This window comes from Pseudoxanthomonas sp. LjRoot143 (assembly GCF_964252945.1).
Lineage (GTDB): Bacteria > Pseudomonadota > Gammaproteobacteria > Xanthomonadales > Xanthomonadaceae > Pseudoxanthomonas_A.
On record NZ_CAXUPM020000001.1, the window covers coordinates 4,154,847 to 4,176,893 of the forward strand.

A 22,047-nucleotide genomic window follows, 5' to 3' on the forward strand; every position below is an offset into this window, starting at 1 on the left:
TTTTTGCATCACAAGAATAATTTATTGACTGCGGTCAAGCTGCATGCTAAACCGCCATCACAGGGGTTTTACCGGCAGGGGTGCCGGTGCAGTCCGTTTCACCAGGCAATCTGTGGTGCGCATCCGGGATGGATGCGCGGGAAGGCGCGAATGGGGAGCCATGCGGGCCGGGGATCGATCAGTCGCTGCGCCGCATGCATCGCATGGGCGAGGCGTTGGCCCCGGAACGACGCGTCGAGCGCATCGCAGTCCATCACACCGGTCGCGCGCACCGCGCGTTCCAGACATTCAGAGGAGAGATCTGCATGCCCGCTCGACGCCTTTCGCTTAGGCCCACCCACCTCGCTTCCGCCATCCTGCTGGGCTTGGCCGTTCCGGGCGTCGTGCTCGCACAGGATGCGGCACCTGCCAGTGGTGCCCGCACGCTCGATACGGTGACCGTCACCGGTTCGCGCATCAAGCGCACCGATGTGGAAGCCGCATTGCCCGTCACCATCATCCAGAAAGCGGAGATCGAGGCACAGGGCATCACGTCCGCGGAACAGCTGCTGCAGTTCCTCAACGTCGCCAGCAACGCCTCCGACAGCCTGGCGTCCAATGCCGGCATCGCACCGGCCGACCTGCGCGGCAACAACGGCGTGTCCGGCGCCAACCTGCGTGGCCAGGGTGCCGACGCCACGCTGGTCCTTTTGAACGGCCGCCGCGTCGCCACCCATGGCCTGCGTGGACAGGCTGTGGACCTCAATTCGATTCCCTTCGCCGCCATCGATCGCGTCGAAGTGCTGCGCGACGGCGCCTCGGCGGTCTACGGTACCGACGCCATCGGCGGCGTGATCAACTTCATCACCCGCAGCGACTACCAGGGCATCACGGTCAACGCGGGTTTCGACGTTACCCAGGATGGCGGCGGCAACATCTACACCTACAGTGTGCTCGGTGGCATGGGCGACATCGACTCGGACGGCTGGAACGTCTGGGGCACGATGAACTATCGCGAGAACGAGATCCTTCTGGGCAGCGACCGTGATTACGCGAACACCTTCCAGCTCGACCGGGGCCTGTCGCCCGATACCCGCGGCACGCCGTTCGCCACGGTGTCCAACATCGCCGGCGGCATCATCACCGGCACGCTGACCGATCCCGCCGGTGGCGGCGGCCAGGCGCTGATCAACATCCTCAACCTGCCGGGTGCGGCGGGCTGCGAGGCGGGCGGCGACATGATGGGTCCGTACGCGTACCGCCTGTGGGGCGTCGCCAACTCGAAGTACGCCTGTGCGTGGGACTATCCGGCGGCGCAGGTGATGCAGCAGCCGCAGGAAAGCTTGCAGGCGCTGGGTCGTGCCACGTTCAAGCTCGGCGAGAACCATCGTTTCTACGCCGAAGCCATGGCCTCGCGTTCCGAGTCCAACCGTCAGTTTGAAGCACAGCAGATCACCTCGAGTGCCTCGACGGCCGCTTCGGCGCTTGGGCCTAGCACCTGGTACCCGTATCTGCCCGGTAACGCGCAGTCGTTGGCGACCTACAACATGGTCTTCAATGCACTGTCGTCGTACTTCGGCAGTGGCAACCTGGTGTACGGCAATCCGATTCCCTATCGCTGGCGCTGCGAAGTCTGCGGCCCGCGCCAGATCGAGACGACCACCAAGGCGTATCGCTTCCTGGTCGGCGTCGACGGCACGATCGGCAGCTGGGACTACGACGTAGGCCTGTCGCGCGCATCCAGCGAAGCCGAATCCGTGCTGGGCAGCGGCTACTACTTCACGCCGGGCTTCAAGGCGGCGCTGGGCAGCGGGCTGCTGAATCCGTTCCTGATGCCGGGCCAGCAGCATGATCCCGCGGGGGTCGCGATGCTGCAGGCGGCCTCGGCGGCGGGCGTGCGCTTGTATGGCGGCGAGTCGACCGTCACCACGCTGGATGCCGCGTTCTCCGGCGGTCTCGGCTTCAACCTGTGGGGCGGCGAAGTGATGGCGGCGGTCGGCGTGGACCTGCGTCGCGAAGAGTTCGAGTTCGGCTCGACAAAGGACGGCATCGTCCTGGACAACAGCTACATCTTCGGTGCGCCATTCGACGCCACCAATAATCTGCCCAAGGTGTCGCGCGATGTGAAGGCGGTCTACGCCGAGGCCTTCCTGCCGATCGTGGACAGCCTGGAAGTGAGCCTGGCGGTACGCCGCGACGACTACGACGGCTTCGGCAGCACGATCAACCCGAAGTTCTCGTTCAAGTGGCAGCCGATCGAATCGCTGGCCTTCCGCGGTGCGATCAGTGACGGCTTCAAGGTGCCGGAATTCACCAAGCTGTTCAGTGGCGTGACGTCCAGCCCGTACACCGGTTTCGATCTGGTCGATCCGGCCAGCTGCCCCGGCGGTGTCGCCAATCCGGCGATCCCGGGCTGCACGGCGATCCAGCCGGACATCCTGACCGGCGGCAAGGCCGACCTGAAGCCCGAAACGTCCGACCAGAAGAGCTTCGGCGTGGTGTTCGCGCCGAACGAACACTTCAACGTCAGCCTGGACTGGTGGGAGATCGAGCGTACCAACACCATCCGCGTGCCCAACCAGGCCACCCTGGTCGCCAACTACGACCTGTTCGCCGCCAACTGGATCCGGGACAGCAGCGGCCAGGTGGTCGGCATCGATCGTCGCTTCATCAACTCCGGCGGCACCCTGATCAGTGGCATCGAGCTGGATGCCAACGTGATCGGCGACCTTGCCGGCGGCACTTTCCGCGTCAACCTCAATGGCAGCTACATCGACAGCTTCCAGGAAAAGGCGCTGGAGAGCACGCCGTACGGTCCGAACCAGGTCGGCAAGTACATCCGCTACTACAACCTGCCGCTGAAATGGAAGCACACGCTGAGTTTCGCGTGGGCCAAGGGCGACTGGTCGCACACGCTCACGCAGATCTACCGCGATGGTTACAAGGACGAAGTCCCGGTCAGCGTGGTCAACAACAGCTACATTCCGGAAAACTGGAATCCGGACGTCGACGACTACATCACCTACAACTACAGCCTGGGCTGGACGGGGCTGGAGAACGCCAAGTTCACCTTCATCGTGCGTAACCTGCTCAATGAGGATCCGCCGTTCACCGCCCACTACAACGACTTCGCTTCAGGTGCCGCATGGGAACCGCGTGTCGCCGATCCGCGTGGCCGTTCGTTCGCGCTGATGGTCGAGTACAAGTTCGACTGACCTGATCCGTCGTCGACCTGCAGCAAGCCTCGGGCCGTCGCCGGCAATGTCGGCGACGGCTCGTCCGCGTGCAGGGCAGCGCGCTCGGAATCTCCGGAAACGTGAGCCACGCCATGAAGCATTTCCTTGCCTGCCTGGCGCTGTTGGCGCCCATCGCGCACGCCGAGCCCGGCAATGCCGCCATCGACGCCGCCGTGGAACAGACATTCGAGCGCTACGGCCTGCCTGGCCTGGCGGTCGGCGTCATCCGCGATGGCGAGGTCGCGTACACGCGCACGCTGGGTGAGCTGCGGGCCGGCAGCGATGAGAGGATCGACAACGACACGCTGTTCAAGATCGCCTCCAACAGCAAGGCGATGACGGCCGGTGTGCTGGCACGACTGGTCGACGCTGGCAAGCTCAAGTGGGACGATCCGGTCACCAAGTACCTGCCGCAGTTCCGCATGCATGATCCGTGGGTCACGCAGCAGATGCAGGTACGCGATCTGCTGATCCACAACAGTGGCCTGGGGCTGGGCGCGGGCGATCTGATGCTGTGGCCGGAACCGAACCGGTTCACCCGGGGCGACATCATCGCCGGTCTCCAGCACCTCAAGCCGACCCACAGCTTCCGTGCTGCGTACGCCTACGACAACCTGCTGTATGTCGTGGCGGGCGAAGTCGCGGCCGCGGCAGGGGGAGCGTCCTACGAAGAGCTGGTGAAGCGCGAACTGTTCGCGCCGCTCGGGCTGTCGCGCTGCCAGGTCGGCGAATGGAACCGCGCGGCCGTGGGCAACGTGGCGCAGCCGCACATGCGCACGTCGCAAGGCAATCGTGTCATCCGCGAAGATGATGATGTGGTTCCCAACGTCACGTCCATGGCGGCCGGCGGCATCCGCTGCAGCCTCGACGACATGCTGACGTGGATGCGCATGTGGCTGTCGCCCGACGCGACGCCCGCGTGGCTGTCGCCGGCGCAGCGCAAGGCGGTGTGGACCGCGCACATGCCGATGCCGGTCAGCGCGCGGATGCGTGCCTGGGACAACAGCCACTTCTCCGCGTATGGGTATGGCTGGCGGTTGTCGGATGTCGATGGCGTGTGGAAGGTCGCGCATACCGGCACGCTGGCGGGCATGTACTCGTCGGTGATCCTGTTGCCGGACCAGCGCACCGGCATCGTCATCCTGATCAATGGCGAAGGCGAAGCCGCCCGCACGGTGCTGGGGCAGGTGTTGACCAAACAGTTCACTGCACCTTCGACTTCGCCGACCGTCGCGCTTTACGCAGGACTGCTGGAGCAGGAGCGTGCCGGCGAGCGGGCTGCCAAGCCGAAGACGGATACGCGCCATCGCGCGATCGCCAGCGCGCGGTCGCTGGCGGCATGGACCGGACACTACCGCGACCCCTGGTTTGGCGACGTCGCGCTGTGTCCCGATGGCGATCGCGTGCGCTTCGTGGCCGCACGCTCGCCGATGCTGTCTGGCACCGTGATGCGCGTGGATGAACGCTGGCTGGTGGACTGGGACGACGACAGCGTGGATGCCGAGCCGTGGCTGCACTTCGCCACGCTGCCTGCAGGTGGCGATGCCCGACTTACACTGTCGCATGTCGACCCGGACGCGGACTTCAGCTACGACTATGCCGATCTCGATTTCCACCGCACGCAGGTGTGCCGCTGACATGCGCGGTGCCTGGCTGCTGCTGGTCTGCGCCTTGCCGTGGCTGGGCGCCTGTGCGTCCTCGCCGGGCGTGCAGGTCTCGCCTGCACAGGAAGCAGCCGACGTGGATCTGGTCGATGCCGCCACGGTCGTTGCCGGCCTGCGGCAGGACATCCGCTACGCGGGCGGCAACAACTTCGTCGGCACGCCTGTCACCGGCTATGAAGCGCCCAAGTGCCTGCTGCTGGCGCCGGTCGCGCAAGCGCTGGCGCACGTGCAGCGGGACGTCGAGCGGGAAGGCCTGTCGCTGAAGGTGTTCGACTGCTATCGCCCCGTGCGCGCGGTCCAGCACTTCGTCCGCTGGGCGCGCGATCCGGGCGACCAGCGCACGAAGGCCGCGTACTACCCGAACCTGGAGAAGGCGAGCCTGCTGGACGGCTACATCGCCGAGACTTCCGGACACAGTCGCGGCGCCACGCTCGACCTGACCCTGGTCCGTTGCGAACGCGATGCCTGCGTCGAACTCGACATGGGCACGCCGTTCGACTTCTTCGATCCGCGCGCCAACACCGCCGACCCGTCCATCACCGACGAACAACGCCGCAACCGCGAGCGGCTGGTGCAGGCGATGGCGCGGCACGGCTTCCAGAACTACGCGATGGAGTGGTGGCACTTCACCTTCCGTCCCGAACCCACCCCACGCACGGCCTACGACGTCCCGATCCAATGAGTCCTTCTCCTTCTTCTTCCTCGCCGCAGACCGCCGATGTCGCGGTGATCGGCAGCGGTATCGTCGGCTTGTCGACGGCCCATCACCTGATGGATCGCGGGCTGTCCTGCCTGCTGATCGACGCCAAGGGGCCGGCGGGCGAGACCTCGTTCGGCAATGCCGGCTCCATCTCTGTCGGCAACGTGATGCCGCAATCCACGCCGGGCATCGTCACCAAGGCGCTGCGCATGCTGGCCAACCCGCTGGCGCCGCTGAAGCTGGACTGGGCCGTCAGCCCGTCCTATGCGCGCTGGCTACTGCAGTTCCTCAACCGGGGCCGGCTGCAGCATGTGGTGCCGATCATCGATGCCCTCAGTGCGATCAACACCGCCTCGCGCGCTGCCTGGCTGGATCTGGGCGAGCGGATCGGAGCGGGCGAACTGATCGGTCACACGGGCTACCTGCACGTCTACAGCGAGGACGCCACGTTCGAGAAGGGAGAGTGGGAACGTGGACTGATGCGCGAGCGTCGGGTCGCGTTCGACGTGCTCGATGCCGCCCAGCTGCGTGACCTCGAACCCAACATCGGCGCGGGCTTCCAGCGCGCGGTGTTCCAGCGTGACTCCCTGGCGATGCGCGATCCGGGCGAGTTCTGCCGGCGCCTGTTCGATGACCTGCGCGCGCGCGGGGCGGCATCGCTGACCGCCAGTGCGTCGGCGATCGCCAGGCACGGCGACGGCTACCGCGTCGATACCGATCACGGTCCCGTGCATGCCGGCCGCGTGGTCGTGGCCGCGGGTGCGTGGAGCAACGCGCTGCTGCGTCCGTTCGGCTTGAAGATCCCGGTGATTCCCGCGCGCGGCTACCACCTGATGTACCCGCAGGCGTCAGCGGTGGTGCAGCGTCCCACGCTGTGGGCCGAGCGCTACATGGTGGTGTCGCCGATGCAGGCCGGCATCCGCATGACCAGCATCAAGGAACTGACCGCGCTCGGCCGCGACCCACATTACGCGCTGATCCATCGCCTCGATCCGGAAGCGCGCAAGCTATTCCCGGGCATTACCGGCGAACCGGTGTCGGAATGGGCAGGCAACCGCCCGTGCACGCCGGATTCGCTGCCGATCATCGACCGCGTGCCGGGCGAAGGAATTTTCGTCGCCACCGGTCACGGCCATCTTGGCCTGACACAGGGCCCGGTCACCGGCAGGCTGGTCGACCAGATGATGGCGGGCGACCGGCCGGAGATTCCCCTGGCGCCCTACGGGCTGGCGCGATTCGGGTAAATCCCGTTTGCTGTCGTGGGAGCGACGTGAGTCGCGATCGCGGCCCGATGGAGATACCGGTCTCGGATGGGGCGGATGAAGGCTGCAAAGGCGTTTTTGCCGATGAGTCCTGCCTTGATGTGGGGCGTATCGGCCGTCAGCGCGTGCGGTCGCGACTCACGTCGCTCCTACAAAAACGCCGGTCACCCACCGCCGACGAATCCCGCCTGTCGCCACGCCTCGAACACCACCACGGCCACCGTGTTGGACAGGTTGAGGCTGCGGTTGTGCGGGCGCATCGGCAGGCGGATGCGCTGGCCTTCGGGCACACCGTCCAGTACGTCCTGCGGCAGGCCGCGTGTTTCAGGACCGAAGAGGAAGGCATCACCCGGACCGTAGGCGGGCTGGTCGTGGCGGACACTGCCCCGCGTGCTGAGCGCGAACAGGCGCGCAGGGCGGATGTGCTGCAGGGCCGCATCGAGCGAGGCGTGGACCTGCAGCGTGGCGTATTCGTGGTAGTCCAGGCCGGCGCGCTTGAGCTGCTTGTCTTCCAATGCGAACCCGAGCGGTTCGATCAGGTGCAGCCGCGCGCCGGTGTTCGCGCAGAGGCGGATGGCATTGCCGGTATTCGGGGGAATTTCCGGCTGGTACAGCAGGACGTCGATGTCCAGGGTGTCGGTCATGGCGCGCATTCTACGCGGCGCTGCACGACCTCACGGGCGGGGTGTTGCGGTGGAACTCCGGCCGCAGCCGGCTTGCGCGATGACGCAGGTGAAGCGTGTGTTGCCTGCGTATCAGCGCGAAGCCAGCTGGCCGGCCAGCACGCCCGCCTGCACCGCGATCTGCTGCATGTCCTCGGCCGACGGGCGCACGGTGACCACCGGCATGTCGATCACGCGAACCGCCTGCTGGGCGACGAACTGGGCCAGGTCTTCGGCGGTCGGCGTCACGGTGACCGTGGCCAGGTCGACGATCTTGGTGTCCTTGTAGGTGTTGTAGTGCGCCAGGTCTTCGGCGTTCGGCGTGACCGTCACGGTCGGCAGGTCGACGATGCGGGTGGCCTGGCTGGCGACGTTGTGGTTGTTGTCGGCGTGGGTGGCCGAGACGACCATGGCGCCGGCACACAGGGCGAACACGGCGGCGGCGGTCAGGGGGAGGAGGTTCTTGGCGTTCATTGTCATGCCTCTGTAGTGATGTTGTTGGGTGGTGTGGTAGTAAGGTAGTACACCTAGACAGAGCGATCAAGCAAAACTTTTCGTTCTGGTGATTTGATTCAGGCTTCAGTCAGGTTTGCCGGATGCTGCGCTTTCTTGTTCTTGGGAACGCAGAAACCATGCCAAACACAAGTTATTGATATTTCTGTATTTCTTTCGCTTCCTGCGTGTCCGCTGTCCGGAACGTCTGTCCGTCCGGTGTCCGTCCTGCCTGAATCAAGACGGGCGGTGATGTTCGTTGTGACTGCGAACACGCCGCTTCGCCCCGCGCCCGGTCATTCCGGTGCGCAAGTGTTTGGATGCCGTTCAACTCGGAAACGTTGCGCTGTGTGCGGATCGGCGCAGCCAACGTTCAGTTTCACCAGGGCAGCGGTCCGCCCTGCCAGTCGAGGAAGCGCCCGCTGTCTTCGGGCGTGAGGTGATCGATCACCTGCAGCAGGCCTGCCGCGGATTCCGCTACAGATAGCGCGGCGTTGTCGCCGCCCATGTCGGTACGCACCCAGCCCGGGTGCAGGGCGACGACGTTGATGCCGCGCGGCGCCAAGGCTTGCGAGAGCAGCGACGTGACCATGTTCTGCGCGGCCTTACCGATGGCGTAGCTGGGTGTGCGGAATTCCTGCCGCAGCGCGATCGAGCCGATCTCGGACGAGATGTTCGCCACCACCGCGCCGTCCGCGAGGTGCGGCGCGAGTGCCTGCGTCAGCAGGAAGGGGCCGACGGCATGGGTGTGGAAGCTCGCCTCCAGGTCGGCGGCAGCAACCTGGCCGAAGCGTTCGCCGCCGCGGAGCACGCCGGCGTTGTTGATGAGCAGGTGCAGTGGCTGCTCATCGGTGACCAGGGGCAGGTCGCGCAGCAGCGCATCGCGGCTGCGGGCATCGGCCACGTCCAGCGGCAGCACGTGCAGGCGCCCCGGATGCTCGCCGGCCAAACGGTTCAACGCCGTCGCCTTGCCGGGGTGGCGGCAGGTCGCGACCACATGCCGCTGGCGGGCCAGCAACTGGGTGGCCAGTTCCAGTCCCAGGCCGCGGTTGGCCCCGGTCACCAGGCAGTGCTTGCGGTCCATGTCGCCTCCACGCGGGTCGATGGCCATGCGCCAGCGGTTCCCATGCCGTTGGTCATGGCTTGTGGCCTAGTGTAATGACCGCGGGCGGCGGCTAGCATCGACGGTTCTGCAGGCCCATTCAGTAGTCAAAGGAGTGTCCATGTCCCTTTCCCGCCGGCCCCGTGCCGCCCTGCTCGCCGTTGCCCTGTCCGCCGCCCTCGGAGGCCTGGCGTACGCACCGGCCCCGACGTATGCGAAGCCGGCCGCCGGCGCGGACATCGTGATCCCCTACGAGGAATTCACCCTGCCGAACGGGCTGCGGGTGATCGTGCATACCGATCGCAAGGCGCCGATCGTGGCGGTCAACATCTGGTACCACGTGGGCAGCAAGAACGAGACCCCGGGCCGTACCGGCTTCGCGCACCTGTTCGAACACCTGATGTTCCAGGGCAGCGAGAACCACGACGGCGAGTTCTTCACTCCGTTCGAGCTGGTCGGCGCCACCGACCAGAACGGCACCACCAACCAGGACCGCACCAACTATTTCCAGAACGTGCCGACCACCGCGCTCGACATGGCGCTGTGGATGGAGTCCGACCGCATGGGCCACCTGCTCGGCGCGATCGACCAGAAGGCGCTCGACGAGCAGCGCGGCGTGGTGCAGAACGAAAAACGCCAGGGCGAGAACCAGCCCTACGGCCGCCGCATCAGCGCGCGCATGTTCGAGGCGCTGTATCCCGCCGGCCATCCCTACAGCTGGCAGACCATCGGCTCGATGGCCGATCTCGACGCCGCCACGCTGGACGACGTGAAGACCTGGTTCCGCAGCTGGTATGGCCCGAACAACGCGGTGCTGGTGCTGGCCGGCGACATCGACGTCGCCACCGCCAAGGAAAAGGTCACCCGCTATTTCGGCGACATCCCGGCCAGCGCCACGCTGGCGGACATGAAGACCAACATCCCCACGCACGCCAAGGACACCCGCGAGACCATCCCGGACCGCGTGCCGCAGGTGCGTGTCTACCGCGCCTGGCCCGTCGCCGAGATGGGCACGAAGGACGCCACGCTGCTCGACCTGTTCGCGCAGGTGCTCGGCGGCAGCGCGGCCTCGCGCTTCGACACGCGGCTGGTGCACGGCGAGAAGATCGCCGACCAGGCGTCCGCCTACCAGTGGAGCAGCGAGATCAGCGGCACCTTCTTCCTGATGTCCACGGTCAAGGAAGGCGTCGATCCTGCCAAGGTCGAGGCGGCGCTGGACGAGGAACTCAAGCGCCTGATCACCCAGGGCCCGACGGCCGAGGAACTGGAACGCGCGCGCGTCTCCGGCGTGGCCGGCTTCGTGCGCGGCATCGAGCGCATCGGCGGCTTCGGCGGCAAGTCCGACGTGCTGGCCTCGTGCGCCGTCTACCAGAGCAAGCCGGACTGCTACAAGGACGACCTGGCCATCTACGCCAGCGCGACCCCGGCCGAGGTCCAGGCCGCGGCCAGGAAGTGGCTGAGCGGCGGCTCGCACACCATCCTCGTGCAGCCGAGCGAGACCCCGGCCTCGGCCCTGCCGGAAACCGTATTCGCCGCACCGGCCACCACGGCGGCCACGCCGAAGGTCGATCCGAAGTTCAAGACCACGCCCAGCACGGTCGACCGGAAGGCCGGCGTGCCGAAGACCACCACGTTCCCCGACCTGAAGTTCCCGGCCGTGCAGCGCGCCACGCTGTCCAACGGCATGCAGGTCACGCTGGCCGAGCGCCATGAAACGCCCGTGGTGCAGTTCAACGTCGAGTTCCCCGGCGGTTACGCCGCCGACGTCGGCAAGAAGCTCGGCACCGCCAGCTTCGCGCTGCAGATGATGGACGAAGGTGCCGGCGAGTACGGCGCGCTTGATTTCGCCGCCCGCAAGGAAGCGCTGGGAGCGGAACTGACGACCGGTGCCGGGCTGGATTCGGCCTCGGTCGGCCTGTCGGCATTGACCGACAAGCTGGCGCCATCGCTGGACCTGCTGGCCGACGTGCTGCGTCGTCCGACCTTCGCCCCGGGCGAAGTGGAGCGTGTGCGCGCCACCTGGATCGCCGGCATCAAGCAGGAGAAGGCACGCCCGCAGACCGCTGCGCTGCGCACGCTGCCGCCGCTGCTGTACGGCGCGGGCCATCCGTATGCCATCCCGTTCACCGGCTCGGGCACGGAAGCATCGATCGCCTCGCTGACCCGCGACGATCTGGTCGCCTTCCATCGCGACTGGCTGCAGCCGTCGCAGGCGCGCATCACCATCGTCGGCGACACCACGCTGGCCGAGATCGTGCCGCTGCTGGAAGCCCGCCTGGGCGACTGGAAGGCGGCGCCGAATGCGCCGAAGCTGGCCGCCGTGCCGAAGGTCGCCAACGCGGCCAAGGCGCGCGTGTTCCTGATCGACCAGCCGGGCGCCATCCAGTCGAACGTCTACGCCGCACAGCTGGTGCCGCCGACCGGTGACGCCGGCACCATCGATTTCGACTTCGCCAACGGCGTGCTGGGGGGACAGTTCAGCTCGCGCCTCAACATGAACCTGCGCGAGGACAAGCACTGGGCGTACGGCTCCTACAGCGGTGCGCGCAACTCGCTCGGCCAGCGCCCCTGGTGGGCCAGCGCCGCCGTGCAGAGCGACCGCACGGCCGACTCGATGAAGGAACTGCAGAAGGAAATCAGCGAGTTCGCCACCGGCCAGGCCCCGGCCAAGCCCGACGAGATCACCAAGATCCGCGCGGCGAACACGCTGGAACTGCCGGGTGCCTACGAGACCGCGTCCGCCGTGCTGGGCCAGATCGCCTCCAACCAGCGCTATGGCCGGCCGGACGACTACATCGTGCAGTACAAGGCGCGCAACGAGGCGATCGGTGCGGCCGACGTCGCCAAGGCCGCCGGCACGTTGTCGCCGTCCTCGTTGACCTGGGTCGTGGTCGGTGACCTGTCCAAGGTCGGCGAGTCGGTCCGCGCGCTGCAACTGGGCGACGCCGTCGAGCTGGACGCCGACGGCAACATCAAGAAGTAAGCCGCGCCTGCGACGTCGCCGGTCGACGTCTTCCGTTCCCGTTCCCCGGCCTGATGCCGGGGAACGGGGCGGCGCATGGCCCGGATCGATTCATCCGGCATCGGCCAGAATGGCCACGACTCACACTCCAAGGTGACCCCGATGCGTCTCGTCCTGATTGCTGCCGCGTCCACGCTGCTGTTGTCCGCCTGCACCTGGGTGCACCTTGCCCCCGAAGCCAAGACGGTGCGCGTGGTGCCGGCCGGCGCCGCGCCCTCCGGCTGCGAAAAGCGCAGCGAAGTGACGGTGAAGGTGCCCGGCAGCCTGGCGTTCTACGAGCGCAACACCCTGCGCGTGCGGGATGAGCTGGAAACCATGGCCCGCAACGAAGCGCCCGGCGTGCAGGCCGACACCCTCCAGCCGATGGGCGACCCGGTGGACGGCGAGCAGAAGTTCGCGGCCTACCGTTGCGGCCGATAAAATGTGAACTGAGTCACATTTGAGGCGGGGCCTCGCGGGTCCAGCGTCCTCGTAAAGATGCGGTGAAGGCGGGAAGCCGTTACCCTTGTCGGCCCCTTCGCCTGAGCCTTGGCGCTAACCTCGATGCTCTTCAAGAATGTCTCCATCGCGGGACTGGCGCATATCGATGCGCCGCACACGCTGACGTCCGCTGAAATCAACGCCCGTCTGCAGCCCACGCTCGACCGCCTGGGCATCAAGACCGACGTGTTGAACGACGTGGCCGGCGTGCATGCCCGCCGTCTGTGGGACGCCGACGTGCAGGCCTCCGACGCCGCCACGCTCGCCGCCCGGAAGGCGCTGGAAGACGCCGGCATCGGTGCCGACAAGGTCGGCCTGGTGGTCAACACCTCGGTCAGCCGCGACTACCTGGAGCCGTCCACGGCCAGCATCGTCTGCGGCAACCTGGGCGTGGGCGACCACTGCCAGACCTTCGACGTCGCCAACGCCTGCCTGGCCTTCATCAACGGCATGGACATCGCCGCCCGCATGCTGGAGCGCGACGAGATCGACTACGCGCTGGTCGTCGACGGCGAGACCGCCAACCTGGTCTACGAAAAGACCATCGAGCGCCTCAACGCCCCCGACGTCACCGAACAGCAGTTCCGCGACGAACTGGCCGCCCTGACCCTGGGCTGCGGCGCCGTGGCGATGGTGCTGACGCGTCGCGCGCTGGCGCCTGAAGCGCCGCGCTACAAGGGCGGTGTGACCCGCTCGGCGACCGAGTGGAACAAGCTCTGCCGCGGCAACCTGGATCGCATGGTTACCGACACGCGCATGCTGCTGATCGAGGGCATGAAGCTGGCCAACAAGACCTTCGCCGCCGCCAAGGTCGCGCTGGGCTGGGCGGTGGACGAACTGGACCAGTTCGTCATCCACCAGGTCAGCCGCCCGCACACGCAGGCGTTCGTGAAGTCCTTCGGCATCGACCCGCAGAAGGTCATGACCATCTTCACCGAACACGGCAACATCGGCCCGGCCAGCGTGCCGATCGTGCTGAGCAAGCTGAAGGAACTGGGCAAGCTGAAGAAGGGCGACCGCATCGCGCTGCTCGGCATCGGCTCGGGCCTGAACTGCACGATGGCCGAGGTGGAGTGGTAATCCCACCCCGCATGAGCCTTCCAGGGGCCGGTTCGCCGGCCCTTTTCTTTGACGGCGGCGACGCACGATGAACCTTCCCGGCTATCCCTCCCATCCGAAGCGCTTCGAGGTCCGCCCTGGCCTGTCGATGAACTATCTCGACGAAGGCCCGCGCGAGGGCGAGGTGGTGGTGATGCTGCACGGCAATCCGTCGTGGAGCTATTACTGGCGCACGCTGGTGGCGGGGCTGTCCGACAAGTACCGCTGCATCGTGCCCGACCACATCGGCATGGGCCTGTCCGACAAGCCGGATGACAGTCGCTACGAATACACCCTGCAGTCGCGCGTCGACGACGTGGCCGCGCTGCTGGAACACCTGGGCATCACCGGCCCGGTCACGCTGGCCGTGCACGACTGGGGCGGCATGATCGGCTTCGGCTGGGCGCTGTCGCACGCCGTGCAGGTGAAGCGACTGGTGGTCACCAACACCGCCGCGTTCCCGATGCCCGCCGCTAAGAAGATGCCGTGGCAGATCGGGCTGGGTCGCGACTGGACGATCGGCGAGTGGATCATCCGCGGCTTCAATGCCTTCTCCGCAGGCGCGTCGTGGATCGGCGTCGAGCGGCGCATGCCGGCCGACGTGCGCCGCGCCTACGTGTCGCCGTACAACACGTGGGCGAACCGCATCTCCACCATCCGCTTCATGCAGGACATCCCGCTGGGCCCGCGGGACAAGGCGTGGCCGCTGCTCGACGCTGCCGGCAAGGCACTGCCGTCGTTCGCCGACCGCCCCGTGTTCCTAGGCTGGGGACTGAAGGACTTCGTGTTCGATCGTCACTTCCTCGACGGCTTCCGCGCCGCGCTGCCGAACGCCGAAGTGCACGCGTACGAAGATGCCGGCCACTACGTGCTGGAAGACAAACACGAGATCCTGGTGCCGCTGATCCGCGATTTCCTGGATCGCCATCCGTTGGCTTGAGCTTTCGTCCCGAGGGTTGATCGTTCTTGCCGTAGAGCGGAGCTTGCTCCGCTGATCTCCAGTGGTCTGCCACCCCGCAGGAAGCAGTCGAGCAAGCTCGGCTCTACGCCAGGCGGTCAAATCTCCGGTAGCGGATTCTTGTCCGCCTCCACCACGCCCACCCAGTCGGCTTCCTCCAGCAGCGGCAGCCCGTGCGCCAGCCGTGCCTTGTCGCACTGCGCGCTGCGTTCGCCGAACTCCAGCGACGCCGGTACCAGCGCGCAGACCGACGGACGCCGGTCGTGGATCGTGCAGCGGCTGTAGCGGCCGATGTCGGCATCCAGCGCCACGCACCACGGACTCTTCTGCGATGTGCCGCGCATCACGCGCTCGTGCACGCGCAACGGCTCGGTCAGTTCGATCGGCACCACGCCGCCCTGGTCGGGATCCGCTTCGCTCCAGTGGAAGCTGACGCGGAAGTGGGCGCAGCAGGCGCCGCAGGTCAGGCAGGGATGCATCGGAGGTCGGCTGGCGGCGGTGCGCGGGCGGGACGCGCATTCTGCCAACGCCGCGGGCTGACGCAAGTACCGTCCAGCGGCGACAATGGCCGCATGACCGAACCGTGCAACATCGCCGCCAGCCTGCCCCGGCTGGCCCGCGAGCGGCCCGACCAGGTGGCGATGCGCTGCCCCGACGGCGCAGGCCGCTACACCCGCGACCTCACCTACGCGCAGCTGGACGCGCGCAGCGACGCCATCGCCGCCGGGCTCGGTGCCTACGGCATCGGCCGCGGCACGCGCGCGGTGGTGATGGTGCGGCCGTCGCCGGAGTTCTTCCTGCTGATGTTCGCGCTGTTCAAGGCCGGCGCCGTGCCGGTGCTGGTCGACCCGGGCATCGACCGCCGCGCGCTGAAGCAGTGCCTGGACGAAGCCGAGCCCGACGCCTTCATCGGCATCCCGCTGGCGCAGGTCGCGCGCTGCGTATTGGGCTGGGCGAAGTCGGCGAAGAAGATCGTCACCGTCGGCACGCGCTGGGCCTGGGGTGGCACCACACTGGCGAAGATCGAGGCGCGCGGCGCCGGGGCCGGCCCGCAGCTCGCGGCCACCGCGCCCGACGACGTCGCCGGCATCCTGTTCACCAGCGGCTCCACCGGCGTGCCGAAGGGCGTGGTGTATCGCCACCGCCATTTCGTCGCGCAGATCGAGTTGCTGCGCAGCGCGTTCGGCATGCAGCCCGGTGGCGTCGACCTGCCGACGTTCCCGCCGTTCGCGCTGTTCGATCCCGCGCTCGGCCTGACCTCGGTGATTCCCGACATGGATCCCACGCGTCCGGCCAGCGCCGATCCCCACAAGCTGCACGACGCCATCGCACGCTTCGGCGTCACCCAGCTGTTCGGTTCGCCGGCGCTGATGAAGGTGCTCGCCGATCACGGCCAACCATTGCCGACGGTGCAGCGCGTGACCTCCGCCGGCGCGCCGGTGCCGCCGGACGTGGTGGCGAAGATCCGCACGCTGCTGCCCGAGACCGGCCAGTTCTGGACACCGTACGGCGCCACCGAATGCCTGCCGGTCGCCGTCATCGAAGGATGCGAGCTGGAGTCGACACGCGCGGCGACCGAAGCCGGCGCCGGCACCTGCGTCGGCCGTGCCGTGCCGCCGAACGAGGTCCGCATCATCCGCATCACCGATGACGCCATCGCCGACTGGGCCGAGGTCGAGCTACTGAAGGATGGCGAGGTCGGCGAGATCACCGTCGCCGGACCCACCGCCACCGACACCTACTTCCGCCGCGACGCCGCCACCCGCATCGCCAAGATCCGCGAGACGCAAGCCGACGGCAGCGAGCGCGTCGTGCACCGCATGGGCGACGTCGGCTGGTTCGACGAAGAGGGCCGGCTGTGGTTCTGCGGCCGCAAGACGCAGCGCGTCGAAACCGCCGACGGTCCGCTCTATACCGAACAGGTCGAACCCGTCTTCAACACGCATCCGCAGGTGCGGCGCACCGCACTGGTCGGCGTCGGCGAGCCCGGTCAGCAGCGTCCCGTGCTCTGCTACGAACTGCAGCCCGGCGTCACCGCCGAGCCTGCGCGCATCGAGGTGGAGCTGCGTGCGATCGCCGCACGCCATCCGCACACCGCGCGCATCACCGCCTACCTGCCGCACCCGGGCTTCCCGGTCGATATCCGCCACAACGCCAAGATCGGCCGCGAAAAGCTGGCTGTGTGGGCGGCCTCGGAGCTCGCCGACGGGTCGCGCCGATGACGGACACGGTCAGCCTTTTCCTGTCGCGCACCGGGGGGCCGCCGTTCCTGGGATCGGTGGGCTACGTCAACGACGCCATCCGGCCGCTGCTGGAAGCGCGCGGGATGCAGGTGGACGGCTTCCAGCCGCCGCTGGCCGGGGGCGGCACCGAAGAAGCCATGCTGCCGTTCGCCCTCGCAGCGGAATACGCACGCCACGCCGGGCGACCGCGCGCCGACATCGCGTTGTACGACGGCGCCGGCACGCTGGTGCTGCCGCCGGACCGGACGCACGCCGCGCGCAACGTGGTGCTGTACCACGGCCTGGTGTACGGCACCGGCAACTGGCTGACCAACGCCGCCGTCGACCTGCACCTGGGCAATTCGCCCTATCAGGCGGACGTGCTGCGCGCCCTGTTCGCCACGCCCGACTGGACGCGACGCCGCCTGCTGAATCCCGTCGGTGTCGCCGCTACGCGCGATGTGCGCCTGCCGGTGCCCTGCGTGGAGGCGCCCGACGGCCATCCGGGTTTCGCGCAGGGGAACGACCTGCCCGCCGGCGTGCTGGCGTTGGCGGACAAGGCGGTGCTGGGCCATGCCCTGCAGCACGACAAGCAGGACCTGGTCGCCACTGTCGCCATCCTCTACTGGCTGAACGTCCGCGCACGCGAGACCGGCACCGCGCGCGTGATGCTGCTGATCTCCGACGCATCGCTCAGCCAGGAGCGCTGCGCTGCCCTCGACGAGATGCTCGCCGGCACCGGTTTCCGTTGCGCGGATTTCTTCGTGCCGCTGCCGCATCTGACACAGCGCGCGGTCGTGCAGGTCATGCGCGCCTGCCGCTTCGCGCTGGCCTACAACCGCTTCCCCGAGCCGTTCGGCTTCTACCCGCTGGAATCGGTGTACCAGGGTTGTCCGGTCTATACGAATGGTGTCGGCAACAACCGTCACCTGCTGCCGCCGGAGCAGGGGATCCAGGTGCTGGAAACCGCCGGCATGGCGCCGGTGCCCGGACAGGGGCCGGACCTGCGCGCGTACCGCGCGGTGGCCGAGCGGATCGCACAGGATCTGGCCGCGCCCGACGAAACACGACGCGCCTGCGCACGTGGTCGCGACAGGATCGCGGCCACCTGGTCGATGGCGAACTTCGGTACCGATCTCGCGCAGGCGCTGGCGTCGCTGGATGAGGCGGCCCCGCCGGTGCCCGCCTTCGACGAGCTCGAGGTGGCGACCAGTCCGCTGGTGCGCAGCCTCGACCTCGGCACCGGCGTGTGCTTCAACGATTACGCCACCACGGTGCTGGAGGCTGCCGAATGCGCGCTGCTCCGCGACCTGCTCGGCCGTGCCGCGCACGCCCTGCCGGGCGAGGAGATGGCGCGGATCGAGCGCCAGCATCGCTTCTTTGCGCGCGGCCTGCTCACGCTGCGCATGCCCCCTTCGTCATCGCTTTCCTGAGGAACCCGCAACATGAAGATTCTCGTCACCGGTGGCGGTGGTTTTCTGGGGCAGGCACTGTGCCGTGGCCTGGTCGAGCGCGGGCATGAGGTCATCAGCTTCAACCGCGGGAACTACCCGGTGCTGCGCGAACTCGGCGTTGGCCAGGTGCAGGGCGATCTGGCGGACGGCCATGCGGTGACGCATGCCGCGCAAGGCGTCGACGCGATCTTCCACAACGCCGCCAAGGCGGGTGCCTGGGGCAGCTACAAGAGCTACCACGACGCCAACGTCGTCGGTACCCAGAACGTGCTGGACGCGTGCCGCGCGCATGGCATCGGTCGTCTGGTCTACACCTCCACGCCCAGCGTGACGCACCGCGCGACGCATCCGGTCGAAGGGGGCAGCGCGGCCGACGTACCGTACGGCGAGGGGTTCAAGGCGCCCTACGCCACCACCAAGATGATCGCGGAGAAGGCGGTGCTGGCCGCCAACGACGCCACGCTGGCGACGGTGGCGCTGCGACCGCGCCTCATCTGGGGACCGGGCGACCACCAGATCCTGCCGCGCCTGGTGTCGCGCGCGCGCGCCGGTCGCCTGCGCATCGTCGGCAGCGGCGAGAACCACGTCGACACCACCTACATCGACAACGCCGCGCAGGCGCATTTCGATGCGTTCGACCACCTTGCACCAGGCGCCGCCTGCGCCGGCAAAGCCTACTTCATCTCCAACGGCGAGCCGTGGCCGATGCGCAAGCTGCTCAATGCGCTGCTGGAAACGGCGGGCGCGCCGCGCGCCGACAAGCAGCTGTCGTTCACCGCCGCCTACCGCATCGGTGCGGTTTGCGAGACGCTGTGGACGGTCCTGCCGCTGAAGGGCGAACCGCCGATGACGCGCTTCCTCGCCGAACAGCTGAGCACCGCGCACTGGTACGACATGGCGCCGGCGCGCCGCGACTTCGGTTATGTGCCGCGCGTGTCGATGGAGGAAGGCTTCGAGCGGCTGCGCGCCTGGCTGCGCGACCACCCGGTCTGAGCCGATGGGTGCTTCACGCGCCCCTCACCACGCTTAAGCGAATCCGTCTGCGCACGGCGCACGCTCACGCGACGATGACTCCCGGCATTCCAGCATGGCCCACGCCACTTCCGGCTGTACCACTGGCCAGATGCCAAAAGGAGTTTCCATGCTGCGCTACGCCGTCATTTTCTTCGTCATCGCGCTCATCGCCGCCGTGCTGGGTTTCAGCGGCATCGCCGGCGCCGCCACCAACATCGCGTGGGTGCTGTTCGTCGTCTTCGTGATCCTGGCGATCATCTCGCTGCTGCGCGGCAAGCGCGTCTGACGCATCACCGTCTCTCCCCGCCGGGACGGCAGGATGCCGTCGAGCCCGCCCCGAGCCTGCACGATGCTGGCGGAAGGGCGGGCGGGGCAAACAAGGCTTTGCCGCTAGAATGGCCGCATGGACCTGTCTCCGTTCGATGCCCTCAAACCGCTCGCCGGCCGCGCGCTGGAAATCGCGCTCAATCAGGCGCTCGCGCTTGATCCCGACACCTCCGCGGCCTTGCTGCCGCTCGAAGGGCGTCGCATCCAGTTGAAGGTCGATGTACCGCCCTTGGCGATGGACATCATGGTCGGTGGTGGCCGGCTGCAGGTGGGCCCTGCCAGTGAAGTGCTGGAAGCCGACCTTGCCGTGCGCAGCACGCTCGGCGGCCTGCTCGGACAACTGCCGTTCTTCCGCCGAGACCACGCCACCGCCGTCGGCAAGGTCAAGGTCTCCGGCGATGCCGATCTCGCACGCCGCCTGCAGACGCTCGCCACGCGTTTCGATCCCGACTGGTCGTTGCCCTTCACCCGCGTGTTCGGCGACGTGATCGGCGTCCAGGTCGCGAACGCCGTGCGCGGCGGCCTGCAACAGGCGCGTACCGCCGCCGGCAACCTGGCGGAAAGCGCCGCCGAGTACGTCACCGAGGAATCGCGCGACGTCGTCGGCCGCGAGGAACTCAACGCCTTCCATGACGACGTCGATGCGATCCGCGACGATGTCGAACGCATGGCGGTTCGGGTAGGACGTCTCGCCGCGCGCGTGGAGCAGCGCGCATGAGGTCGGTGTTGCGGGCCAGCCGCATTGGCCGCGTGTTGCTTCGCTATCGCCTCGATGACCTGCTCGACGGCACACCGGTCGAACGCTGGCTGCGCCTCGGCCGTCCGTTCGTGCCGCGTGCGTCTGCCGAGATCGCCGCGCAGCCGCGCGGTGCACGCCTGCGTCTGGCGCTGCAGGAACTCGGCCCGATCTTCGTCAAGTTCGGCCAGATCCTCTCGACGCGGCGCGATCTGATCCCGCCGGACATCGCCGAAGAACTGACCCTGCTGCAGGACCGCGTCGCTCCGTTCGACGGCGACCGCGCCCGCGTGCTGGTCGAAGAGGAGCTCGGCCGTCCGATCCACGAAGCCTTCGAGCAGTTCGACACCACGCCGCTGGCCTCGGCCTCCATCGCGCAGGTGCATGCGGCCACGCTGCCCGGCGGGCGCGAGGTCGTGGTCAAGGTGCTGCGCCCGGACATCCGCAAGCAGATCGCCGGCGACATCGCACTGCTGGAAAGCATCGCCGCCATCGTCGAACGCGCGCATCCCAACGCCGACAAGATCCGTCCGCGCGAAGTCGTCGCCGAGATCGAGAACACGCTGGCCGCCGAACTCGACCTGCAGCGCGAAGCCGGCAACGCCAGCCTGCTGCGGCGCAACTGGGCCGACTCACCCGACCTGTACGTGCCCGAGGTGATCTGGTCGCATACTGCCGAGCGCGCGATGACGATGGAGCGCGTGCGCGGCATCCCGTCCGACGACATCGCCGCCCTCGACGCCGCCGGCATCGACCGCAAGGCGCTCGCCGCGAAGGGCGTGCGCGTGTTCTACCAGCAGGTGTTCCGCGACAACTTCTTCCATGCCGATGCGCACGCCGGCAACATCTGGGTCGATCCAGAACGCAAGACCGATCCGCGTTTCATCGCGCTGGATTTCGGCATCATGGGCCAGCTCTCGCGCGACGACCAGTACTGGCTCGCCGAGAACTTCATGGCGATCTTCAACCGCGATTACCGCCGCATCGCCGAGCTGCATGTGCAGGCCGGCTGGATGCCGTCGCACATCCGCATCGACGAACTGGAAGCCGCCGCGCGCGCGGTCTGCGAGCCGTACTTCACCCGCCCGCTCAGCGAGATCTCGCTGGCCGAAGTGCTGGCCAAGCTGTTCCGCACCGCGCAGCGCTACGAGCTGACGTTGCAGCCGCAGCTGATCCTGCTGCAGAAGACGCTGCTCAACATCGAAGGCGTGGGCCGCCAGCTCGATCCGCAGATCGACATCTGGGCCGTGGCGCGGCCGGTGCTGGAGCGCATCCTGCTGGAGCGCTACAGCCCGCAGCGCGCCGCGCAGGAATTCCGCAAGCGCCTGCCGGAAATCATGACCCACGCACCCGACATGCCGCGGCTGGTGCACGCATGGCTCAGCCAGCAGGTCGAGGGCCGGCACGAACTCGCGCTGCGTTCGAAGGATCTCGCCGATCTCGCGCTGACGATGAAGGGCATGCAGCGCCGCGTGGTCGCCGCGATCCTCGGCGTCGGCCTGCTGATCGTCGCGGCCGTGCTGTACGCGCTGGAAGCCGGCGGGCCCAGCCTGTTCGACGTGCCCGCCGCCGCATGGATCGCCGGCATCGGCGGCCTGTGGGCATTGCTCGCGGCGTGGCCGCGGCGCTGATTCGTGCG

19 protein-coding genes are annotated in these 22,047 nt (G+C 67.7%); 14 read left to right on the forward strand and 5 right to left on the reverse strand.

What is annotated here, in order from left to right; all coding sequences use genetic code 11:
• Positions 1 to 98: 98 nt before the first annotated feature.
• Complete coding sequence (locus ACSQ1W_RS19970; protein WP_436045722.1) at positions 99 to 272, reverse strand: hypothetical protein; 174 nt, start codon at positions 270 to 272, stop codon at positions 99 to 101.
• A gap of 33 nt (positions 273 to 305) precedes the next feature.
• Here ACSQ1W_RS19970 and ACSQ1W_RS19975 point away from each other — a divergent pair, with 33 nt between their 5' ends.
• From ACSQ1W_RS19975 to ACSQ1W_RS19990, 4 genes are all read left to right on the forward strand, one after another.
• The gene (locus tag ACSQ1W_RS19975) at positions 306 to 3,194 is read left to right on the forward strand and encodes a TonB-dependent receptor plug domain-containing protein (protein ID WP_436045724.1); all 2,889 of its coding nucleotides are present in this window, start codon (positions 306 to 308) and stop codon (positions 3,192 to 3,194) included.
• 113 nt (positions 3,195 to 3,307) lie between these two features.
• Positions 3,308 to 4,852 (forward strand): serine hydrolase, encoded by a 1,545-nt coding sequence (locus ACSQ1W_RS19980; protein WP_436045726.1) that lies wholly within the window; start codon positions 3,308 to 3,310, stop codon positions 4,850 to 4,852.
• A gap of 1 nt (position 4,853) precedes the next feature.
• Positions 4,854 to 5,561 (forward strand): M15 family metallopeptidase, encoded by a 708-nt coding sequence (locus tag ACSQ1W_RS19985; protein WP_436045728.1) that lies wholly within the window; start codon positions 4,854 to 4,856, stop codon positions 5,559 to 5,561.
• Positions 5,558 to 6,823: an NAD(P)/FAD-dependent oxidoreductase gene (locus ACSQ1W_RS19990; protein WP_436045729.1), complete on the forward strand. Its 1,266-nt coding sequence runs from the start codon at positions 5,558 to 5,560 to the stop codon at positions 6,821 to 6,823. Before ACSQ1W_RS19985 ends, ACSQ1W_RS19990 begins: the two co-directional genes overlap by 4 nt.
• Positions 6,824 to 7,005: 182 nt before the next feature.
• Here ACSQ1W_RS19990 and trmL read toward each other — a convergent pair whose 3' ends face one another.
• The 3 genes from trmL to ACSQ1W_RS20005 all read right to left on the reverse strand — a co-directional run bounded on the left by trmL (position 7,006) and on the right by ACSQ1W_RS20005 (position 9,079).
• Positions 7,006 to 7,485: a tRNA (uridine(34)/cytosine(34)/5-carboxymethylaminomethyluridine(34)-2'-O)-methyltransferase TrmL gene (gene trmL / locus ACSQ1W_RS19995; protein WP_436045731.1), complete on the reverse strand. Its 480-nt coding sequence runs from the start codon at positions 7,483 to 7,485 to the stop codon at positions 7,006 to 7,008.
• A 111-nt stretch (positions 7,486 to 7,596) separates the two neighbouring features.
• On the reverse strand, positions 7,597 to 7,977 hold the full coding sequence (locus ACSQ1W_RS20000) for a hypothetical protein (protein ID WP_436045732.1): 381 nt from the start codon (positions 7,975 to 7,977) through the stop codon (positions 7,597 to 7,599).
• Positions 7,978 to 8,374: 397 nt separating this feature from the next.
• On the reverse strand, positions 8,375 to 9,079 hold the full coding sequence (locus ACSQ1W_RS20005) for an SDR family oxidoreductase (RefSeq protein ID WP_436045734.1): 705 nt from the start codon (positions 9,077 to 9,079) through the stop codon (positions 8,375 to 8,377).
• 139 nt (positions 9,080 to 9,218) lie between these two features.
• Between ACSQ1W_RS20005 and ACSQ1W_RS20010 the strand changes: the two genes are divergently transcribed.
• The 4 genes from ACSQ1W_RS20010 (at position 9,219) to ACSQ1W_RS20025 (ending at position 14,637) form a co-directional block, all read left to right on the forward strand.
• Positions 9,219 to 12,080, forward strand: a complete 2,862-nt coding sequence (locus tag ACSQ1W_RS20010) for a M16 family metallopeptidase (RefSeq protein ID WP_436045736.1) — start codon at positions 9,219 to 9,221, stop codon at positions 12,078 to 12,080.
• 141 nt (positions 12,081 to 12,221) lie between these two features.
• Entirely contained in the window at positions 12,222 to 12,539 is a 318-nt protein-coding gene (locus ACSQ1W_RS20015; RefSeq protein ID WP_436045738.1) for a DUF4156 domain-containing protein, read from the forward strand.
• Between the two features lie 123 nt (positions 12,540 to 12,662).
• Complete coding sequence (locus ACSQ1W_RS20020) at positions 12,663 to 13,679, forward strand: 3-oxoacyl-ACP synthase III (protein ID WP_192274237.1); 1,017 nt, start codon at positions 12,663 to 12,665, stop codon at positions 13,677 to 13,679.
• A gap of 67 nt (positions 13,680 to 13,746) precedes the next feature.
• On the forward strand, positions 13,747 to 14,637 hold the full coding sequence (locus ACSQ1W_RS20025) for an alpha/beta fold hydrolase (RefSeq protein WP_436045740.1): 891 nt from the start codon (positions 13,747 to 13,749) through the stop codon (positions 14,635 to 14,637).
• Between the two features lie 116 nt (positions 14,638 to 14,753).
• Here ACSQ1W_RS20025 and ACSQ1W_RS20030 read toward each other — a convergent pair whose 3' ends face one another.
• Positions 14,754 to 15,134, reverse strand: a complete 381-nt coding sequence (locus ACSQ1W_RS20030) for a YkgJ family cysteine cluster protein (protein ID WP_436045742.1) — start codon at positions 15,132 to 15,134, stop codon at positions 14,754 to 14,756.
• A 93-nt stretch (positions 15,135 to 15,227) separates the two neighbouring features.
• On the opposite strand from ACSQ1W_RS20030, the gene oleC reads away from it, so the two are divergent.
• From oleC to ubiB, 6 genes are all read left to right on the forward strand, one after another.
• A complete protein-coding gene (gene oleC, locus ACSQ1W_RS20035) occupies positions 15,228 to 16,877 on the forward strand; it encodes an olefin beta-lactone synthetase (RefSeq protein WP_436045743.1) in 1,650 nt (549 codons plus the stop codon).
• The gene (locus ACSQ1W_RS20040; protein WP_436045745.1) at positions 16,874 to 18,310 is read left to right on the forward strand and encodes a hypothetical protein; all 1,437 of its coding nucleotides are present in this window, start codon (positions 16,874 to 16,876) and stop codon (positions 18,308 to 18,310) included. The genes oleC and ACSQ1W_RS20040 overlap by 4 nt, the downstream gene beginning before the upstream one ends.
• Positions 18,311 to 18,322: 12 nt before the next feature.
• Positions 18,323 to 19,324 carry a 2-alkyl-3-oxoalkanoate reductase gene (gene oleD / locus ACSQ1W_RS20045; protein WP_436045746.1) on the forward strand — a complete coding sequence of 334 codons (1,002 nt, stop codon included), beginning with the start codon at positions 18,323 to 18,325 and terminating at the stop codon, positions 19,322 to 19,324.
• 148 nt (positions 19,325 to 19,472) lie between these two features.
• Positions 19,473 to 19,631, forward strand: coding sequence for a DUF1328 domain-containing protein (locus tag ACSQ1W_RS20050; RefSeq protein WP_146388387.1), 159 nt, complete (start codon positions 19,473 to 19,475; stop codon positions 19,629 to 19,631).
• A gap of 117 nt (positions 19,632 to 19,748) precedes the next feature.
• The gene (locus ACSQ1W_RS20055; protein WP_436045747.1) at positions 19,749 to 20,390 is read left to right on the forward strand and encodes a ubiquinone biosynthesis accessory factor UbiJ; all 642 of its coding nucleotides are present in this window, start codon (positions 19,749 to 19,751) and stop codon (positions 20,388 to 20,390) included.
• Complete coding sequence (gene ubiB, locus ACSQ1W_RS20060) at positions 20,387 to 22,039, forward strand: ubiquinone biosynthesis regulatory protein kinase UbiB (RefSeq protein WP_436045749.1); 1,653 nt, start codon at positions 20,387 to 20,389, stop codon at positions 22,037 to 22,039. Before ACSQ1W_RS20055 ends, ubiB begins: the two co-directional genes overlap by 4 nt.
• The last annotated feature ends 8 nt before the right edge of the window (positions 22,040 to 22,047 follow it).

Coding starts and splice junctions, on each gene's coding strand:
- ACSQ1W_RS19975 (WP_436045724.1), top strand. CDS start 306: ATGCCCGCTCGACGCCTTTCGCTTAGGCCCACCCACCTCGCTTCCGCC.
- ACSQ1W_RS19980 (WP_436045726.1), top strand. CDS start 3,308: ATGAAGCATTTCCTTGCCTGCCTGGCGCTGTTGGCGCCCATCGCGCAC.
- ACSQ1W_RS19985 (WP_436045728.1), top strand. CDS start 4,854: ATGCGCGGTGCCTGGCTGCTGCTGGTCTGCGCCTTGCCGTGGCTGGGC.
- ACSQ1W_RS19990 (WP_436045729.1), top strand. CDS start 5,558: ATGAGTCCTTCTCCTTCTTCTTCCTCGCCGCAGACCGCCGATGTCGCG.
- trmL (WP_436045731.1), bottom strand. CDS start 7,485: ATGACCGACACCCTGGACATCGACGTCCTGCTGTACCAGCCGGAAATT.
- ACSQ1W_RS20000 (WP_436045732.1), bottom strand. CDS start 7,977: ATGAACGCCAAGAACCTCCTCCCCCTGACCGCCGCCGCCGTGTTCGCC.
- ACSQ1W_RS20005 (WP_436045734.1), bottom strand. CDS start 9,079: ATGGACCGCAAGCACTGCCTGGTGACCGGGGCCAACCGCGGCCTGGGA.
- ACSQ1W_RS20010 (WP_436045736.1), top strand. CDS start 9,219: ATGTCCCTTTCCCGCCGGCCCCGTGCCGCCCTGCTCGCCGTTGCCCTG.
- ACSQ1W_RS20015 (WP_436045738.1), top strand. CDS start 12,222: ATGCGTCTCGTCCTGATTGCTGCCGCGTCCACGCTGCTGTTGTCCGCC.
- ACSQ1W_RS20020 (WP_192274237.1), top strand. CDS start 12,663: ATGCTCTTCAAGAATGTCTCCATCGCGGGACTGGCGCATATCGATGCG.
- ACSQ1W_RS20025 (WP_436045740.1), top strand. CDS start 13,747: ATGAACCTTCCCGGCTATCCCTCCCATCCGAAGCGCTTCGAGGTCCGC.
- ACSQ1W_RS20030 (WP_436045742.1), bottom strand. CDS start 15,134: ATGCATCCCTGCCTGACCTGCGGCGCCTGCTGCGCCCACTTCCGCGTC.
- oleC (WP_436045743.1), top strand. CDS start 15,228: ATGACCGAACCGTGCAACATCGCCGCCAGCCTGCCCCGGCTGGCCCGC.
- ACSQ1W_RS20040 (WP_436045745.1), top strand. CDS start 16,874: ATGACGGACACGGTCAGCCTTTTCCTGTCGCGCACCGGGGGGCCGCCG.
- oleD (WP_436045746.1), top strand. CDS start 18,323: ATGAAGATTCTCGTCACCGGTGGCGGTGGTTTTCTGGGGCAGGCACTG.
- ACSQ1W_RS20050 (WP_146388387.1), top strand. CDS start 19,473: ATGCTGCGCTACGCCGTCATTTTCTTCGTCATCGCGCTCATCGCCGCC.
- ACSQ1W_RS20055 (WP_436045747.1), top strand. CDS start 19,749: ATGGACCTGTCTCCGTTCGATGCCCTCAAACCGCTCGCCGGCCGCGCG.
- ubiB (WP_436045749.1), top strand. CDS start 20,387: ATGAGGTCGGTGTTGCGGGCCAGCCGCATTGGCCGCGTGTTGCTTCGC.